Source organism: Paenibacillus agaridevorans, from assembly GCF_003112455.1.
Classification (GTDB): Bacteria; Bacillota; Bacilli; order Paenibacillales; family Paenibacillaceae; genus Pristimantibacillus; species Pristimantibacillus agaridevorans.
The window spans coordinates 1-17,862 of record NZ_BDQX01000251.1 but is presented as its reverse complement, the minus strand read 5'-3'; the positions used below and the strand labels follow the sequence as shown (position 1 = coordinate 17,862).

Here is a 17,862-nt window from a genome sequence, read left to right as displayed (position 1 = left end):
GGGCGAGCCGCTGCACGCGCTGTACCACACGGGGCTTGCGCGGCTCGCGGAGCGGGCGTTAGCCGACGGCGATTACCGTCTGATGTCTTTGCTGCGCCGCGCCGGAGCCGTCGAGCTGACACTGACCGAGCAGGAGAAGGCGGCATACGGACTCTATAATCTGAATACGCCAGAGCAATACGAGACGTATTTGGCGAACAAGCCTCATAAGATAGAAGAATGAGTGAGTACACTAAATAAGATAAGCGGGACGACGATGGCCGCAACAGACAGCAAGAGCAGCTGGAGCAATCGGCAGAGGATGACGGAAGGCAGGGACATCGGAGATGACTGACATCAATCAGACGTATGAAATAAGGGACGCAGCCGAGCGGGATTTGGATCGCATCGTGGAGATATACAATTCTACTATTGCGGGTCGGGTCGTGACCGCGGATCTCGAGCCGGTATCAGTAGAGAGCAAACGGGCCTGGTTCAATGCCCATTCGCCGGAGGAAAGACCCATCTGGGTTGTTCGCAGGCGGGAAGACGGCGAAATCGCGGCTTGGCTGAGCTTCCAATCGTTCTATGGCAGAGCCGCTTACCAGGCGACGGCGGAGATCAGCATCTATATTGCGGAGGAATATCGTTCGCAGGGACTGGGCTCCTACCTGATCGAAAAGGCGATAGAGGCATGTCCGCGGCTGGGTCTGACGACGCTTGTCGGCTTCATCTTCGGTCATAATAGGCCGAGTCTGGCATTGCTCGAGAAGTTTGGATTCCAGCGTTGGGGCTTGCTGCCGAGAGTGGCTGTGTTGGACGGCGTGGAGCGGGATTTGGTCATTGCGGGTCTTCGAGTAACGTAACTTCACGCAATACTCAGCTCCCTTCCAGCAAGGGGCGGTTAGGGGGTGACGGTGGTCAAGCTGTTTCGGAACGCCTACAGTAAGAACATCTTTTTTAACGGCTTCTTGTTGATTTGCGCATTGGTCTATACCGCTATTATGTTATACTTGCTATTCTATCGGAATCGCTATTTCTACACCGGTTATGCGTACAATTTGGTGCCGTTCGATACGATAGAGCGATATATCGTGCACCGGGACCACTTCAACTTCGACACCTGGTTCAAAAATTTATTCGGAAACGTCGTCCTCTTCATCCCCATCGGTATGTTCCTGCCGTTGTTTAACAAGCGGTTCAGGTCCGGCTTCCGGATGGTGGCGGCTTGCGTGACGATAATTACGTGCGTGGAGCTGGCGCAGATGTTGCTTCGCGTCGGCAGCTTCGATATTGACGACATACTGCTGAACACGGCGGGCGCCTGGATCGGTCTGATGCTGGCGCGGCCGTTCATGACAGAAGGGAGATTGAACAAGTGAGCAAGTTCTGGAGTCCGCTTGCAGCTTCGCTCGTGCCATACGTGCCCGGTGAGCAGCCCAAGGACAAGACCTATGTAAAGCTGAATACCAACGAAAATCCGTACCCGCCTTCCCCTGCCGCGCTGAAAGCGATGGAAGACGCGGTTAATGACGACCTGCGTTTATACCCCGATCCTACTTGCGACGAGCTCGTTCGGGCAGCAGCGAATTATTGCGGCTTGTCGCCGGAGCAGACCTTCGTCGGCAATGGCTCGGACGAAGTGCTGGCGTTTGCCTTCGCGGCGTTCTTCGATCCCGCGAAGCCTCTGCTGTTCCCGGATATTACATACAGCTTTTACAAGGTGTATGCCAAGCTGTACGGACTCTCGCCCAAGCTGATTCCATTGGACGAGGAGTTCAACATCCCCATGGAGCAGTTCCAGGGCGAACACGGCGGCATCATCATGCCGAATCCCAACGCGCCGACGGCGCAGCTCATTCCGCTGTCCGAGATTCGCTCCCTGCTGGAGCGCAATCCGGACAACGTCGTCATCATCGACGAAGCATATATCGACTTCGGCGGACAATCAGCGGTAACCCTGGTGCCGCAATTCCCGAATCTGCTCGTCGTGCAGACGTTGTCGAAGTCTCGTTCGCTAGCGGGACTTCGCGTCGGCTTTGCATTTGGCTCGGAGGAGTTGATCGACGGTCTTAATCGGATTAAAAACTCGTTCAACTCCTACACAATGGATCGAGTCGCTCTTCGCGGCGCGGTAGCCTCGCTTGCGGACGAAGCTTACTTCCGCGAAACGACGGATAAGGTGATTGCGACCCGTGAGCGCGTAGCTCGGCAAGTGAAGGAGCTTGGTTTCCGTTCGACGGACTCCAAGGCGAACTTCCTGTTCATCGAGCATCCTGCTATTCCGGCAAGCGAGCTGTTCGCGGAACTTCGGGAGCGGGGCGTGCTGGTGCGCTACTTCAATTCCCCGCGCATCGACAACTACTTGCGGGTCAGCATCGGCACCGACGAGGAGATGAATACGTTCGTCGGGGCTCTGAGGGAGATCGTGGAGTAGCGGAAAAACGGTCCGCGGCGATGGCGCGCGTTAAACTGCGCTGCTTGAGCTGCGTTGCAGCGGGGCTTGTTGAATTGAAGTCCGAGAAAATCGGGCTACAGAGGCAGTCGGCCGCGCGGCTAAAGTAGATGACCCAACGAGGAAGAACTTAAGCCATAACGCAAAGGCGGTGCCAGGATTTCTCCCAGGCACCGCCTTTGCTATTGTCAATTCGTCCAAGTCCCGTCAGACTTGACCAATGTCTGCGAGTACTGCCGTGTCGCGGCGCCAGCGTCTAGCCCGCAACGGTCCGCTTCCCGGCAGGAACGGGAGCCTTCGCTCCGCTCCGCTGAAGCTTCTGTGCCGCAGGCACTTTGCCGAATAAAATCCAGGCGAAAGGCACGAAGCGGGAGATTAGCGACACGGTCAGCCAAGATGCGGCCAACATAATGGCCCAGCTTGCCAGATAGTAGAGATGAAGGGCGCTGGCCGAGGTTGGAGCGGGCAATAGTCTCTCGAACCAGGCTTGGTAAAGCAGATGCACCAGATAAATGCCGAATGACAGCTGCCCGAGCCGATAGAGCATGGCAGATAGTCCTGCAGGCAGATGGCGATAGATAAAAAATGCCGAATGCAAGAGGACGAGCGCAGCCAGGACGGATTGCGCATTCCACAAGATTTCATAGAGCTCGGCGGGATAGTTCGTGCCGTACAGCCTCGCGTTGTACCAAACGGTCACGTGCGCGGCGGATGCCCCAATCCAGGCGCCCCAGACCATAAGCCACAAAACAGCGCGGCCCACATTCAAGTTGTCGCGAGTCATGGCCAGCCAGCCTTTGATCTTCGGATAGTAGATGCCAAGCGTCGCACCCAGGAAGAAAAGCGAGAAGTAGGTCGGAGCCCAGCTTCCCTTGTTGGGCAATTGCCAGTAATGGAGATTCAACAGCACGAATGTCCACTGAAGAACGAAGCCAAGCGGCACGAACCAGAGCGCAAGGTTCTTCCATCGCTTCGCGGCCCACAACACAATCGGGAACAGCAAATAGAACTGGATGCTGATGAAGACGAAATACAGATGAGCGTACACCTCGCCCATTAACAGCTTGCTCAAAAATTCGCCAATCGACTCCAGACTCCAGATCGGAACGCCGGTTAAGTCTTTTACATAAGCGAAGTAGATCGCCGAGAAGACGACATAGGGAATGAGAATGTACAATAGCCGCTTCTTGTAGAAGCCTGCAATAAGCTTGCCGTTCAAAGGTCTGGAGTAATAGCTGTAAAATAGGACAAAGCTGCTGAGCAAAATGAAGGTCGGGGTGCCGAAGCGCATGACGGTATTAATGAAATTGTAGAAATAGTAATACGCGGATTCCTTCATGGTGATGGTGGCGGTTGCGCTGGCATGCACGGTCAGCACGCCGAGGATGGCAAGCGCGCGCACGAGTTGCAGCTCCGGGATATGCGTCCGTTCCGGTTGTGCGGGTTGGGTCATGTTCCTGGGTCCTCCATTTATAATTAATTTTTTATTTCTGCATGATACATATACAATTCATGTTAACACTATAATCAACGCCAATTCAAGGCAGTTCGTTGCGGTTTACAATATCAATAAATGGAACATTAAAATATTTTAATTTAACTTTTGTTATTCATTTACAAGATATTCACAATAGGTCATGAATCGTCATGTAAATACAAAGTATGACAAAATAACGAGGGCCATCCCAAATCGTCGATCATGACGCGGGATAGCCCTGACTACTTCTATGGCGGTATAGCTCGTTCAAGAAGGCCGATCCCGCAGCGGCAACCGGATCGACACGACGGTGCCCAGCCCCTCCTTGCTCCAAAGCCTAAGCTCGTAGCCGGCATCGTACATGAGGCGGAGTCTTCGGTGCGTGTTAATCAGTCCGATATGGCGAGAGGGCTCCCCTTCGTCGGACAAGGCCTGGCGGAGATAGGCAAGACGTTCTTCCGGAATGCCGATGCCGTTGTCGACAACCCTCAGGCGAAGCTCCTCGCCGGCGCGCGTAATCCGAATCCGGATCAGCCCGCGGCCGTTCTTCTCCTTGATGCCGTGGTACAGGCTGTTCTCCACCAGCGGCTGCAACAGCAGCTTCAGCGTGTAGTAGGGCAGCACATCTTCCCCGTATTGAAATTCGACATCGAACTGCTCTTTGTAGCGCTGTTTTTGAATGTGGATGTAGCTGGACGTGTTCGCAATCTCTTCCTCCCACGTCACCTCATTGGCCGGATTGCTGAACGAATAAGACAACATGTCGGAAAGGTGCTCGATCATGGTGCTTGCCTTGTTCGGTTTGCCTGTCAGCCCGACGGTCTCCCAATAGATCGAATTCAGCGTATTGTACAGAAAATGCGGGTTGATTTGCGATTGCAGCGCCAGCAGTTCCATAAATTGAAGCTTGTACTTCTTCTCCGACAGCTGCGTCTGGACGTACCGGTGCTCGATGAAGTGCTGCACCATGTTCTGCATGATATACGTGTATTCGTCCTTTACCCGCTTGGGCGACTGAAGCTGCGACTTATTGTTCTCCGCGGATCGGATCAGCGACGTAATGGCGAGCAGCTGCCGGTAATTGCGGCGGGTCAGGTACAAGGTAAGCAGCAGGCCGAGCGCGAAGGAAACGCAGGCGAACAAAACGGTGTAGTTCAGAATGCGGGAGGGCGTCTCGTACAGCGAAGCATGCGGAATGACCGAGACGTACTTCCAGCCGTAACGCCCCGATTCGATCTTCGTGACGCCGGCTTCGCCGCCGGGCAACTCCATGTCGAAGGATGCTTCATCGCGCGAGGCGATGGCCGCGAGTTCGGCTTCGCCGATGTCGTATTGCGGACGGTTCGCGAACAATACGCGGTTTCCTTCGTCCAGCACGAGAAAGAGCTGGCCTTCGTAGTTCGTTATATCCCGCAGCAGCCGTTCGATATATGCGGTACGGATGTTGAGGAAGATGCCGATCTTCTCTTCGGCAAGCACATGGTAGATGGTGACGACGTCGGTCGTCTGCTGCAAATCGTAGGCGGCTACCTTGCGTCGCTCCGTCCATTCGGCAGGCGGTCCCTTATAGTCCATGAAGTTGATGAACCAGCTTGTGTCCCGGAAGTGATCCAGCGAGGATATGCCGTCCGCGGACGAAACAAAGCGCCGGTATGGATTGTCGCTATAGAAGTAAAAGGAGTCGATATAAGGTTTGGAGCTCGTCATCGCATTAATAAAGCTGAAGGCGAGCTGGTACGACTTGGAGCTCTCGTAAGAGAACTCGGGCTGCTGCAGAATGGCCGACAGCTCGTTGAAAACCCGGGAGTTCTGGAAGAGAGCCAGCTTCAGCGTATCGATCTCGCGCAGAATAAGCTCCAGCTGATTCTGCGATTGCGTCAGTAGAAAGTGGCTGTTCCGGTTAATGTCCTTCTTCATATCATGCTGGGTCGTAAAAAACGAAAGCGAGCCCAGAATGAGCAGCGGGAAAAGGAGCGGAATGAGGAACGTCGCCAGATGTTTGGCAAAATACCGTCGTTTCATGGCATCGCATGCAGCCCGTTCCTGTATTCGCTGGGCGTCTTGCCGTAGAACGATTTGAAGGTCCGCGTGAAGTTTTTGGCGTTGGCGTAGCCGACCATCTCGCTAATTTCGTACGTCTTGTAGCGCATATCGCGAAGCAGCTTAAGGGCGACCTCCATCTTTACCCGAATCAGATAGTCGGAGAAATTTTGGCCGGTCTTCTGCTTGAACAGGAAGCTGAGATAATTCGCGTTCAGATGGACCTGCTGGGCGGCATGATCCAGCGTGGCGTCCCTGTATTCGCTGCGGACATACGCTTTGATGCGCGCGATCAGCAGCCCTTCTTCGCTTGCGCCTTCGTCATCGCGAGCCGGGCGCTCCCTGCGTTGCTCCTCCAGCTCTACCCGCAGTTGACCGAACACGTCGAGAAGCATCTGATACTTCGCCGGTTTGACGATATAATTTTTGACCCTGTATTTGAGCGCCTTCTGCGCATACTCGAACTCTCTGTAGCTGCTCAGGAAGATGACCTGGGCGTCGTGCTTGCGCTCGTAGACCGCCTCCGCCAGCTCGATGCCGGACATGACGGGCATCTTGATGTCGGTCAGGATGACGTCGATGGGAGGATCGTTCTTAAGTAGAAACTCGAGCGCTTCCTTGCCGTTGCCGGCTTGTCCGGCGATTCGGAATCCCACTTCGTTCCATGGGAAATAATTAGACAGCGCTTCTCTGGCGTCAGCCTCGTCGTCGACCAGTAGCAGATTAAACATAAGCTCACCTCTTGCGTTCTGAAGTCGTTGGAGCCTTGGGTTCTTTCTCTCTCCATTGTATATGATTTAGAATGAAAGTGCTTTCGAAAGCGCATTCTCGGGAAAAATGACACCTTATCCAAGATGATGATACTAAGATGCCATTCTGCTGAAAAAGTGATACTGAAATCCAAGATTGGATGCCTTAAAGACGTTGCCCGATAGGTTTATACTTCGGGTAAGCGATTTCAAATACACACTAGAAGGGGAGAATACACGATGAACAAAAGAAACAAATGGAAATCCGGCATACTCGCCGCTACGGCCATGGTCGTTTTGCTGGCAGGCTGCTCGTCAGGAACGAACGGCAACGGCAACAATAGCGGAAATGGAGACGGCGGCGACAAAGCCGTGACGCTGCGATTTAGCTGGTGGGGCGGCCAGGAGCGCCACGAGGCTACGCTTGCCGCGATCGAAGCCTACAAGGCCATCGCGCCAAACGTCACGATCGAAGCGGAGTATCAAGGCTTCGACGGCTACGAGCAGAAAGTGAAGACGCAACTCGCTGGCGGCACTTCGGCCGACATCATGCAGCTGGACGTGCCTTGGATGAACGAGCTCTCTCGCAGTGACAGCTTCTTGGAGCTGAAGGATTTGCCTGGCCTGCCGCTCGATGGCTTCGATTCCGCGTTCCTCGACAACTTCGGCACCTATAACGACAAGCTGGTGGCGCTGCCGACGGGCGTCAATGCATACGCCTTGGTCATCAACAAGACGGCGGCCGACAGCTTGGGCGTCCCGACCGACATCCGGTGGGATTGGGAGCGCCTCTACGAAGAAGGCAAGAAGCTTCATGAGAAGGACAGCTCCAAGTTCTTGCTGCTGGCGGATCATGGTCATCTTATGGGTGACTTCACCAACATGCTCAAGCAGAGAATAGGCGATCAATGGATCAAAGACGATTATACGCTGGGCTTCGCCAAAGAAGATGCCGTTGCCGTACTTACTTGGATGGACAAGGCGATAAAAGCGGGTGTCTACCAGCCGCTGGGCGAGGCGGATTTGTTCTACGGGAAGACGGAGCAAAACCCGAAGTGGATCAACGGCGATATCGTGATGATCTCCTCGATGAGCAGCACGCTTCTGTCGCTGCGCAATGTCCTGTCCGAGGGGACGGAAGTGACGACGTCGCTGCCGGCTACGGCTCTCGACGCTAAAGCTTCGTCGGTCGTGGTTCGCCCTTCCCAACTGATCGCGATCAGCAAGAAGAGCAAGCATCCCGAAGAGGCAACCGCCTTCCTGAACTGGTTCATGAATGATCCGGAAGCCGCAGCAATCCTGGGCGACGTTCGTTCGGTCCCGTCATCGTCGAAGGCGCAGCAAGCGGCGGTAGAAGCAGGCAAGATCGATCCCGCCATCACGAAGGCGGTGGAGGAAGGCCTCGCGAACGCGGGCATCGTCGAAAATTCCATCTCGACCAATTCCGAGATTTCCGCTATCCTGCAGGACACGATCGAGAAGGTCGCATACGGACGGAATACGCCGGAGCAAGGCGCGGACGAGCTGATCGAAGGTCTGGAGAAGAAGCTGAGCGAGCTGCAAGGAAGAAAGTAGAAGGAAAGGAGCCGATGATACCGTGTCCCTGAAGAAAAGAAACTACCAATATGTCGGCTTGCTTTACGTGCTCCCTTGGGTCGTCGGCCTGCTCGTCTTTCAGTTCTATCCGTTTCTCTCTTCGTTCTATTATTCGTTTACCGATTTCAATATGGTCAGCGCTCCGACGTTCGTGGGATTAGACAACTATAAGAAGATATTGACGGACGATCCCGGATTTCTCCAGGCCCTAAAGGTGACGACGATCTACGTGCTGATGGCGGTACCGGTCAAGCTTGCGTTCGCCTTGTTCATCGCCCTGATCCTAAGCGCCAAGCTGCGCGGCATCAACTTCTTCCGGACGATGTATTACTTGCCGTCCATCCTTGGGGGTTCCGTGGCAATATCCGTCCTCTGGAGATTCCTGTTCATGAAGGACGGAGTCGTCAACGGCATGACGGGCGCGCTTGGCCTCCCGGCGGTAGACTGGCTTGGCGATCCCGATATCGCGTTGTACACGCTGGGCATGCTGTCGGTTTGGCAATTCGGCTCGTCCATGGTTTTGTTCCTGGCGGGATTGAAGCAGATCCCCGGCGACTTATATGAAGCGGGAGCCATCGACGGAGCGTCCAAGACGCGGCTGTTCTTCACCATCACGGTACCCCTGCTGACGCCGATCGTTTTGTTCAACCTGATCATGCAGATGGTCAACGCGTTCCAGGAATTCACGGGCGCCTTCGTCATTACGAACGGGGGACCGATGAAATCGACGTATCTGTACGCCCTAAAGCTGTATGAAGAAGCGTTTACCTTCTTCAAGATGGGCTATGCATCGGCCTTGTCCTGGGTGCTGTTCGTCATCATCATGATCGTGACGGCGGTTATTTTCAAAAGCTCGACGTACTGGGTGCACTACGAGGATGGGGGGAAAGGCAAATGACGGATGCCCGAAACGGGAGCAACAAGACGCTGTCCTACGTATTACTCGTCGTGCTGGGCTTCGCCATGGTCTATCCGCTTATCTGGCTGGTCGTATCGTCGTTAAAGACGAATGCGGACATCTTCGGCTCCAGCAGCCTGTTCGCGGGAAGCTACGTGACGGATTCGTACGCGAAGGGATGGGCAGGCACGGGCCAGTACGGCTTCAAGGATTTTTATCTTAATACGTTCGTGCTGGTCGTTCCGACCGTAATCTTCACCATTGTCTCCAGCGTTGTCGTCGCTTACGGCTTCGCCCGATTCCGATTCCCGCTGCAGACGATTCTGTTCTCGCTCATGATGGCGACGCTGATGCTGCCGGATTCGACGATTATGATTCCGCGCTACATTTTGTTCAACAAGATGGGCTGGCTGGACACGTACCTGCCGTTTATCGTGCCGGCGGCGTTTGCGACATCGGCGTTTTTCGTCTACATGCTGATCCAGTTCTTCCGCGGCTTGCCGCGGGAGCTGGACGAATCGGCGAAGATCGACGGCTGCAACTCGTTCACGATATTAATACGGATTCTGCTGCCGCTTTGCAAGCCCGCAATCTTCTCCGTCGGCATCTTCCAGTTCATCTGGACGTGGAACGACTTTTTCAATTCCATCATCTATATCAGCAGCGTGAAGAAGTTTACGGTATCGCTTGGTCTTCGCATGACGCTGGACGCATCTTCGGCGGTGTCGTGGAACCAGGTGCTGGCCATGTCCGTCGTCAGCATCGTGCCGTGCATCATTTTATTCTTCATGGCTCAGAAGTATTTCGTGGAAGGCATCTCGACTACAGGGTTAAAAGGATAAGGGAGGAAGACTCATGAGCTTCGAAGGGGAAACAAGGAGCTTTTCCGGCGGATGCTGGGGAACATCTCTGATTATTTGCCGGGTTGGAGGATCTGAACGGGAGCTTTCCCATTAATAAACGAATGGACCTCAAATGCCACTTCGAAGTGGCATTTGAGGTCCATTTTCTTGATAAATTCGTTTCCCAAAACCTATTTTTGGTTTATTCCACTTGAACGGGCATGAAGTACATTCCATCAAATTTCCTGTTCAAAAACGTCGATCAGCTCCTTCGCGCGTTCAACATCTTTGGTTGTGACTTGAATTTTTTTCAGATGGCTGCCTTCCATCAAAATCTTCGACTTCAACCCGTTGCTCTTGAACACGGCTTGCAGTCTGTCGATGTCGTCCGCCTTGGAGCCGCTCTCCGTTCGGACCGTCACCCATCGCCTTCCAAACAATCCCATCATCACCACCTCCTCAAGGCTCGCCGCCGAGCGCATGGATTGGAGACTCGCCGCTCCTTCGACTCGGAGCAGGTATTTCATTGTATTCGGGAACCTGCTGCCATCATGACTGCCGAACGCAAAAAAATGTCCCGAGCTCGAATAGCCCCTGCATAACCAGCGGTCATGTTTCGCATGCTATCTAGCATGGTGAAAAAAATGTGCTGCCTCTTGACAAGACTAACTGTAACGGATATTATTACAGTAACAAGCAAGGAGGCTCGCTTACCGTGAACAGTGAATTTACAATTGCCGTGCACAGTCTGGTATACTTGGCTTACTTGCCGGAGAAGATGGCGAGCAGCGACATGATTGCCGAGAACGTAGGCACGCATTCCGCCCGCGTTCGCAAGGTAATGAGCGCTTTGCGCAAAAGCGGCTATGTCGAGACGCGCGAGGGCTCGGGAGGCGGCTATCGCTTAACGATCGATCCCGAATCCGTTACGCTGGCCGATATTTACCGGGTGATGGCCCAAGGCTCGCTGATCCCAAGCTGGTGCTCCGGCGATCCGGACATGGATTGCAAGGTAGGCTCCAACATGACGCAGGTCATGTACGGCATCTTCTGCAAGGCGGAGAAGCAGCTGGAGGAGCATTTCCTCGGCATTACGATCGGCAATGTGCTAAAGCAGATTCACGCGTGCGATTAGCGGGTAAAGAAGTGATGGTGATACGGGTTATTCCCCTTGATCATATAGAATTGGATAAGAGAGGATGATTAACAATGGCAGTAGCACTGACTAAAGACAACTTCACGCAAAGCGTGGAAAGCGGCGTATCCCTGGTTGACTTCTGGGCACCATGGTGCGGACCTTGCAAGATGCAGCTTCCAATCGTAGAGGAGCTGGCTACAGAACTGGAAGGCCAAGCGACGATCGCAAAGATCAACGTGGACGAACAGCCCGAGCTCGCTTCCCAATTCGGAGTAATGAGCATCCCGACGCTGATCCTGTTCAAGGACGGTCAACCGGTTGACAAGATGGTCGGCCTGCAGAGCAAAGACGCTCTGAAAGCCAAGATCGCTAACCAAATGTAAATGGTATTGTCGCAACCCTCGACAATCGCATGACCGCCGGCGCAGCCCAAAGCTGCAGCCGGCGGTTTTTTGTTTAAATAGGCCTTCCGATGTTGAACTTGGAGGATTGGGAGGAGGAATTTCCCAGTTCATTAGCGAATACAGCAATGGAAACATGACTATTCGACTAGGAAACTGGAGGCAGAGAAGATTGAATCGCAGGGCTGGAAGCATGGTAAGAGTCAAATTATTTCTCATTTTCGCAACGGTAATTTCGTTGTTTATGATGGAGGTTAAGCCGGTTGCGGCGGCCAATGTGTGGCAGTTGTACAAGCAGGCGGAAGAGGATAGGGCGGCTGGCAGGCACGAGCCCGCTATCGAGGGTTATAAAGCCAGCATCAGGCTGTTTGTGGAGAGCGGAGAAGTTACGAACGCGGCGTTAATGTACAACAAGATGGCGGAATCCCAGATTGCGCTGGCCAAGTATGACGATGCGGTCAAAAGCTGGGAGAGCGAGGCGGCTTATTGGGCCAAAGGCGGCAAGATGCAAGAATCCATCGCCGCCAATCGGAAGGCGGATTGGGTGCGCAGCCGCATAGAGCTGTTCGTTACGCAGGAGGCGGGCGAGACGCCGAATACGATCTACCACGGCGCGCCGTATGAGCCAAAGACGGGGGCCTACATAGGCGCTTATGCCGAAGCGGACAAGAAAGTGCATGATTCTACGGACGGCAATCCTCATTATATTAGCGCCTTTCCGGAGTTGACGGGTAAAAAACATGCCATGTATCTGCTGTACACGAGCTGGGGGAAACCGTTTTTTAGCCAATACAGCGGGCATATCGAGCGCGCCAAAGCCGCTGGCGTCGGCCTTCAGGTTGCGTTGCAGCCCATAAATGGATTGGATGAGGTACAGGACGGAGAATATTTGCGTTCGCTGGCCCGCTCCGCCAAGGATGTCGGCATCCCCATCTTTCTTCGATTCGCGAACGAGATGAACGGCAGCTGGATCGAGTGGTACGAGACGAATCCGCAGGACTATATCGACAAATTCAGAATCGTGGCCAAGGTGTTCCGCGAGGAAGCGCCAAATGTCGCGATGGTCTGGGCGCCGGCTTACTTCCCAATCGACAACATCGAAGATTATTACCCTGGAGACGAATACGTCGACTGGGTCGGTGTCAGTATGTACCAGGCGCACAACGGAACGCTTGACCCGCTTAAGAAAGGCGTAGACCGGTCCAGCTTTATCGAGAAATTCGATAATATCTACAAGCTGTACGGCAAAAAGAAGCCGGTATTTATTTCCGAGGGCGGCATCTCCTACTCGGACCCCGTTCATCATACCGACAAGTCGGATTGGGCGGTCTATCAGATCGAGCAGTTTTACGCCAATCTTCCCATGCTTTATCCCGGGGTCAAGGGCGTCTTCTGGTTCGATACGACGAGGACGGCAGACGGGAGACTTAATTCGTATAGCTTATCGGATAACGCGAAGGTGCTGGCCGCATACAAGGCTGCGGTCGCCAATCCATTTTATCTGTCAACGATAGGCGGTGAGTCGAAGGTTTCGTACAAGCCGCTGGGTACAACCGTTGCGCCGAAGCCTGTCGAGCTCAGCGCGTTTATCCGAACGGTTGAGCCGATTCTGTCCAAAGTGGTTTACTCCATCGGCGGCAAGACGATCGCGACGGCGACGAAGGCGCCCTGGTCGTTCAAGTACGACTTTGCTCCGCACAACAATAAGACGGTAGGGCTTAAGGTGACCGCCTATGCCGTAAACGGCAAGCCGGTTTCGGAGAAGACCGTATCCATCGCAGTGAAGCAGCCGACGGCGGTGGCGACGCCAAGCGCGTCCGATGTACTTGTTAATGGCAGCAAGGTGTCGTTTGACGCGTACAAAATCGCAGGCAGCAATTACTTCAAGCTGCGGGATCTCGCCATGGCGCTGGACGGCACAGAGGGTGCGTTCCAGGTAGGCTGGGACAATGCAAAGAAAGCTATCAGCCTGGCGGTCGGCGAGGCCTATACCCCTGTCGGGGGAGAGCTTGCCGCTGGAAACTTGGACGCTAAGAACAAGACGGCGCTGCAGACGGGCTCCAAGCTGTATGTGGACGGCCTCGAGGTGCCGTTGATCGCTTACAACATCGACGGCAATAACTACTTTAAGCTGCGCGACATTGCAAAGCTGATTGACTTCGGCGTCACCTGGGACCCGCAGCGCAGCTTGGTCGGTATAGATACTTCGATTGCTTATAGCGAAAATTAAAAGCCGAATGCCCGATTGCTGCGCTGTTGCGGCGACCGGGCATTCTTTTGGACCGCTTAAAAAAATCTTTTCTATTGGTGACGGATGCAAATTCATAATTTTACAAGGGAAACGCAACCATTCCCATAAAAAGATCGTCTTTAATATGAATTAATTTACAATTGGAAAGGGGAATGACTTTGAGTAACTGGAAGGGAAATGGGAAAAGAAAGGCGGCCGCGGCGATTGCGCTGGCCATGCTGACGACGGCTTGGGCTGTGCCGGTATCGGCAGACACTTCAGCCGCGGGCGGAAGCTTGCCGGCGAAGGTCGAGTCGGGAGAAGGCGCGGCTAATCCAGGTACAGGGGCAGCCTCGGGTGCCAATGTCAAGACAGCGATCAGCAAGTCCAAGGCGGAGAGCCTGCTACGGCAATATGTCAGCATCCCGGAGGAATACACGCTGCAGGGAGCCAGCAGCGGCACGTCGAAGCTGGCGGATGGATCGCGGAGTTATTGGACGCTCAACTTCATCAAACGCGTCAACGGCAAGCAACGGGGCAGCATCTACGCCTCGCTTGACGCCAATACCGGTCAATTGTTGAACTTCCGTGTCTACTCGGACGAGCCGAGCGCGCCGCCGGTCTATCCGCTGAAGGTAGATCGGGAGGATGCCAAGGCGCTTGCCAAAACTTTTATCGGCCAGGTCGCGGGCACTTACTTGGGGGAGCTGAGGCTCAATGAGTCGTTCGGCGTGAGCCTGCTGCCGCCGCTGACGGGAGCCGTTATTCATACGCTTAGATATGAGCGTGTTGTAAACGGAATCTTCTTCCCTGCCAATTACATACAAGTGGAGCTGGACAGCGACGGTCACGTGCAGTCGTTCGAAATGAATTGGGATGAGACAATCGTTTTCCCTAAGGAGAACGACATCCTGTCCGATGCGGAGGCGGAGGACGCGATTCGTAAGGCGGCCGCGCCGCAGCTGCGATACATCGTTCCTTACAATGCGGGCGGCAAGCTGGAGCCTGCGCTCAGCTACGCCCTGCCTGCTTTCGCTGTCGATGCGGTGACGGGGGAGCGGAGCGAAGTGTTCCAATTCTATGGGGGCTTGCGGGGAGGCAAGGTGTCCGAGAAGCCGCTCAGCGACAAACCGCTCGGAACGAAGCCGCGTGCGGGCAAGCAGAGTGAAGACGCCGCGCGGGAAGCCGTCGAGAAGGCGTTCTCCTTGCCTGGCGGCGCTGTGTTCCAGCAAGCGACGTACAACGAATATGTGGACGAAACGACGGGCAAGACGCGTTCGTATTGGGATCTTAACTGGACGATCGAGAAGGATGGCCGCGAGAGCGGCGGCGCTTGGGCGAGCGTAGACAGCCAGAGCGGGGTGATCCGCAGCTTCTATCAATATGGTCCAAACGAAGCCGGCAGTGCCGCATCCTCGCCATCTATCACGTTGGAGTCGGCGGTTAAGAAGGCGGAGGATACCGTGCGCAAGCAACTGCCATGGCTGGCGCATGAGCTGCATGTCGTCGTACCGGAAGCCGAGCAATACAAGGATCGGAAGCCCGAGGAGATCGGGAACTACTCCATTTCCTTCGAGCATCGGGTACATGGAGCTGTCGTGGAATACGATCGGGTGTACGTCTCGATCGACGCCCGCAGCGGAAATATCCAATCCTTCGAAGCGTCTATCGCCGATTATGTCTATCCGGCCCAAAAGCCGGCCGTGTTGTCGGCCGACGAGGCGATCGATCGCTGGATGGGCTTCTACGACACGAAGCTGCAGTATCGAATGAACACGCAATATTGGTGGGACGGCGAACCGATGCCGATCGAGAAAGTGAACGTCATGATTGCGGCAGGGGAAATCAGTGAGGATCTGAAGCAGAAGACGACTGTGGAATTGGTCTACCAGCTGACATCGAAGCAGGTGCACGAGAGCGTCTATCTGGACGCGGTTACCGGTGACTGGAGAAGCATGGAGACGGGCGAGAAGACGGCGCTTGAGCTCCCGCGGGCGACGGATGCGGAAGGTCATTGGGCCGAGCAATCGCTGCAGTTGATGGTTGCCTACAAGGCGTTGGATCTGGAGGATGGCAAGGTGCGTCCAAACGAAGCGATCACCAGAGGCGAGCTGATCAAGATGCTTGTGCTGGCGAGCAGCGGCGGACGATACGTCGCTTACGAAGGAATGTCGTCCGGCAATCAAGCAAAAGCAATGTTCAACGACGTCGCGGCCGACTCCGCCTATTTCTCCTATGTGCAGGCAGCCGCCGCAAGCAACCTGATCGACGTGGGAGACGGCTCCTTCAATCCCGACGGGAAGGTAAGCCGCGACGAGATGGCCGAGCTGATCGTTCGGGCGCTGGGATACAATTCTCTTGCGAACAACGATCATCTGTTCAAAGTATCCTTTAAGGACGAGGCCGACATCGATAACAAGGGGCAGTCTGCAATCGTGGTGGGACTCGGCATTATGAGCTTGTCGGACGGCCGGTTCCAGCCGGATAAGCAAGTGACGAGAGCGGAGGCGTCCATCGCGTTCTACCGTTACTTGCAGAAACGGGCCGAGCTGCAGGAAAATTCGCTTAGAATGTAGGAATGTATGAAGCAGAATGATAGCGCGTAAGGCGCAGAAAAAGGGCAGTCCGCCATGGCGGACTGCTCTTTTCTATTTATAGAAGAGGGACGCGTTTAGTTCTTGCGGCAGCAAGACGCCCCCCGGTCGGCAATAGAAATGTCCCCCTGATCTCGCGATAAATGTCCCCCCGCCCATCAGATGAATGTCACCCTTCGCACCGTAGAAAGTATCCCTCGACTTGCCCTAACATGAGGTTGTAAGGCAATCGCGTTTCGGTCGTCCTGACCGGACGGCGGTGGGGCCAAATAATCTTGAGGGGGATTTTCAAGTGAAAAAATCAGCATTGTCCATCCTTAGCGTATTGCTCGTTATGACGATGTTCATAGCGGCTTGCGGCAATAACGGCGGCAATAACACGAGCACGGGCGGCAACGCCACAGCAACCGACAAGCCTGCGGAAGCGACAGAGAAACCGACAGATAAGCCGGCTGAGAAAGTGGAGCTTCGCGTATTCTCCACATTCGGCGGAACGGATGCTGCGAAAGAAGCCTTCCAAGCCGTCATCGACGAATTTACGACAGCCAACCCGAACGTGAAAGTCGTTAACGACGTGATGTCCGCGAACGACGACGGCTTCCGTACGAAAGTCAACACCGACATGACAAGCGGCAACGAGCCGGATCTGCTGTTCTACTTCGTGGGCGCTGATGCCAACGAGATCATCAAAGCCGGCAAAGTGGTGGCGATGGATGAGATCCTGGACGGCGACGCGGCTTGGAAGGGCGGATTCGCTCCTGCGGCTCTGGACTTCGTAAAGAACGCTTCCCCTGACGGGAAAACGTACGCGATTCCTCTGACGGGCTTCTTCGAAGGTCTGATGGTAAACAAAAAGCTGTTCGAAGAGAACGGCGTCGAGCTTCCAACCGACTGGGATAAAATGAAAGCCGCAGTAAGCGCGTTTGCGAAGAAAGGCATCATTCCTTTGTCCGGACCGTTCGACCAATCCCACTACCTGATCGAGCACTTCGTACTGGCCGCTGCCGGTTCCGAGGGTCAGAACAAAGGTTTGAAAGACGGCATCGATCCGAACTGGGAAAAAGGTTTCGCGGCTATGAAAGAACTGTATGACCTAGGCGCATTCCCGCAGGACGCGGCGACAATTGACCTCGGCATGGCGGGGAACTACTACTCCGAAGGTCTGGCCGCTATGATTCTGGAAGGCTCGTGGGCGATCGGCGGCTTCTCTGACGACGTGAAGGCGAATACGACAGTTCTTCCTTTCCCTGCGATTCCAGGCGGAGTGGGCACAGGCAAAGATGTAGTAGGCGGCTTCGGCACCGGTTTCTACATGTCGCAAGCGGCTTACGACAACGCGGCTAAAAAAGACGCAACCATCGCACTCTTGAAACACCTGACATCCGCGGCAAGCATCAAAACGATCGCAACGGCGAACGGCGGCACTCCGGCAGCTGCCGGCGTACAGCCGGAAGGGGTGGCGC

The 17,862-nt window shown here is 54.6% G+C and carries 16 protein-coding genes; 12 read left to right on the top strand and 4 right to left on the bottom strand.

The genetic code is table 11. The features are described from left to right. The 4 genes from mobA to hisC form a co-directional block, all read left to right on the top strand. Positions 1-223, top strand: a 223-nt coding sequence (mobA, locus tag PAT3040_RS37315; protein WP_373863967.1) for a molybdenum cofactor guanylyltransferase, incomplete at its 5' end; no start/stop codon positions are given. A gap of 103 nt (positions 224-326) precedes the next feature. Continuing rightward, positions 327-845 carry a GNAT family N-acetyltransferase gene (locus tag PAT3040_RS21945; protein ID WP_108994395.1) on the top strand — a complete coding sequence of 173 codons (519 nt, stop codon included), beginning with the start codon at positions 327-329 and terminating at the stop codon, positions 843-845. A gap of 45 nt (positions 846-890) precedes the next feature. Continuing rightward, positions 891-1,361, top strand: coding sequence for a VanZ family protein (locus PAT3040_RS21940; RefSeq protein WP_146200504.1), 471 nt, complete (start codon positions 891-893; stop codon positions 1,359-1,361). Beyond that, positions 1,358-2,416: a histidinol-phosphate transaminase gene (gene hisC, locus PAT3040_RS21935; RefSeq protein ID WP_108994393.1), complete on the top strand. Its 1,059-nt coding sequence runs from the start codon at positions 1,358-1,360 to the stop codon at positions 2,414-2,416. Before PAT3040_RS21940 ends, hisC begins: the two co-directional genes overlap by 4 nt. A 274-nt stretch (positions 2,417-2,690) precedes the next feature. On the opposite strand, the gene PAT3040_RS21930 is transcribed toward hisC, so the two are convergent. From PAT3040_RS21930 to PAT3040_RS21920, 3 genes are all read right to left on the bottom strand, one after another. Then, a complete protein-coding gene (locus PAT3040_RS21930) occupies positions 2,691-3,887 on the bottom strand; it encodes an acyltransferase (protein WP_108994392.1) in 1,197 nt (398 codons plus the stop codon). Between the two features lie 291 nt (positions 3,888-4,178). Next, the gene (locus PAT3040_RS21925; protein WP_108994391.1) at positions 4,179-5,933 is read right to left on the bottom strand and encodes a sensor histidine kinase; all 1,755 of its coding nucleotides are present in this window, start codon (positions 5,931-5,933) and stop codon (positions 4,179-4,181) included. Further along, positions 5,930-6,682 (bottom strand): response regulator transcription factor, encoded by a 753-nt coding sequence (locus PAT3040_RS21920; RefSeq protein ID WP_108994390.1) that lies wholly within the window; start codon positions 6,680-6,682, stop codon positions 5,930-5,932. The genes PAT3040_RS21925 and PAT3040_RS21920 overlap by 4 nt, the downstream gene beginning before the upstream one ends. A 258-nt stretch (positions 6,683-6,940) precedes the next feature. Here PAT3040_RS21920 and PAT3040_RS21915 point away from each other — a divergent pair, with 258 nt between their 5' ends. From PAT3040_RS21915 to PAT3040_RS21905, 3 genes are read left to right on the top strand one after another with little or no spacing between them, the layout of a single operon-like run. Further along, a complete protein-coding gene (locus PAT3040_RS21915) occupies positions 6,941-8,275 on the top strand; it encodes an ABC transporter substrate-binding protein (protein ID WP_108994389.1) in 1,335 nt (444 codons plus the stop codon). 22 nt (positions 8,276-8,297) lie between these two features. Then, positions 8,298-9,194 carry a carbohydrate ABC transporter permease gene (locus tag PAT3040_RS21910; protein ID WP_108994388.1) on the top strand — a complete coding sequence of 299 codons (897 nt, stop codon included), beginning with the start codon at positions 8,298-8,300 and terminating at the stop codon, positions 9,192-9,194. Next, the gene (locus tag PAT3040_RS21905; RefSeq protein ID WP_108994387.1) at positions 9,191-10,036 is read left to right on the top strand and encodes a carbohydrate ABC transporter permease; all 846 of its coding nucleotides are present in this window, start codon (positions 9,191-9,193) and stop codon (positions 10,034-10,036) included. Before PAT3040_RS21910 ends, PAT3040_RS21905 begins: the two co-directional genes overlap by 4 nt. Positions 10,037-10,272: 236 nt before the next feature. Here the strand turns inward: PAT3040_RS21905 and PAT3040_RS21900 are convergent, their stop codons facing one another. Further along, positions 10,273-10,485 (bottom strand): hypothetical protein, encoded by a 213-nt coding sequence (locus PAT3040_RS21900; protein ID WP_258235096.1) that lies wholly within the window; start codon positions 10,483-10,485, stop codon positions 10,273-10,275. Between the two features lie 266 nt (positions 10,486-10,751). On the opposite strand from PAT3040_RS21900, the gene PAT3040_RS21895 reads away from it, so the two are divergent. The 5 genes from PAT3040_RS21895 to PAT3040_RS21875 all read left to right on the top strand — a co-directional run. Beyond that, the gene (locus tag PAT3040_RS21895) at positions 10,752-11,171 is read left to right on the top strand and encodes an RrF2 family transcriptional regulator (RefSeq protein WP_087569953.1); all 420 of its coding nucleotides are present in this window, start codon (positions 10,752-10,754) and stop codon (positions 11,169-11,171) included. 74 nt (positions 11,172-11,245) lie between these two features. After that, positions 11,246-11,557 carry a thioredoxin gene (gene trxA, locus PAT3040_RS21890; RefSeq protein ID WP_087569952.1) on the top strand — a complete coding sequence of 104 codons (312 nt, stop codon included), beginning with the start codon at positions 11,246-11,248 and terminating at the stop codon, positions 11,555-11,557. A 190-nt stretch (positions 11,558-11,747) separates the two neighbouring features. Next, a complete protein-coding gene (locus PAT3040_RS21885) occupies positions 11,748-13,805 on the top strand; it encodes a glycosyl hydrolase (RefSeq protein WP_181376769.1) in 2,058 nt (685 codons plus the stop codon). Positions 13,806-13,984: 179 nt separating this feature from the next. Beyond that, positions 13,985-16,381 carry an S-layer homology domain-containing protein gene (locus PAT3040_RS21880; protein ID WP_181376768.1) on the top strand — a complete coding sequence of 799 codons (2,397 nt, stop codon included), beginning with the start codon at positions 13,985-13,987 and terminating at the stop codon, positions 16,379-16,381. Positions 16,382-16,691: 310 nt separating this feature from the next. After that, positions 16,692-17,862 (top strand): ABC transporter substrate-binding protein (locus PAT3040_RS21875; protein WP_108994384.1); only part of this gene is annotated, 1,171 nt, incomplete at its 3' end.

Bases quoted from the DNA above. Each gene is read 5' to 3' on its own strand.
- PAT3040_RS21945 (WP_108994395.1), top strand. From the start codon at position 327: ATGACTGACATCAATCAGACGTATGAAATAAGGGACGCAGCCGAGCGG.
- PAT3040_RS21930 (WP_108994392.1), bottom strand. From the start codon at position 3,887: ATGACCCAACCCGCACAACCGGAACGGACGCATATCCCGGAGCTGCAA.
- PAT3040_RS21925 (WP_108994391.1), bottom strand. From the start codon at position 5,933: ATGAAACGACGGTATTTTGCCAAACATCTGGCGACGTTCCTCATTCCG.
- PAT3040_RS21920 (WP_108994390.1), bottom strand. From the start codon at position 6,682: ATGTTTAATCTGCTACTGGTCGACGACGAGGCTGACGCCAGAGAAGCG.
- PAT3040_RS21915 (WP_108994389.1), top strand. From the start codon at position 6,941: ATGAACAAAAGAAACAAATGGAAATCCGGCATACTCGCCGCTACGGCC.
- PAT3040_RS21905 (WP_108994387.1), top strand. From the start codon at position 9,191: ATGACGGATGCCCGAAACGGGAGCAACAAGACGCTGTCCTACGTATTA.
- PAT3040_RS21900 (WP_258235096.1), bottom strand. From the start codon at position 10,485: ATGATGGGATTGTTTGGAAGGCGATGGGTGACGGTCCGAACGGAGAGC.
- trxA (WP_087569952.1), top strand. From the start codon at position 11,246: ATGGCAGTAGCACTGACTAAAGACAACTTCACGCAAAGCGTGGAAAGC.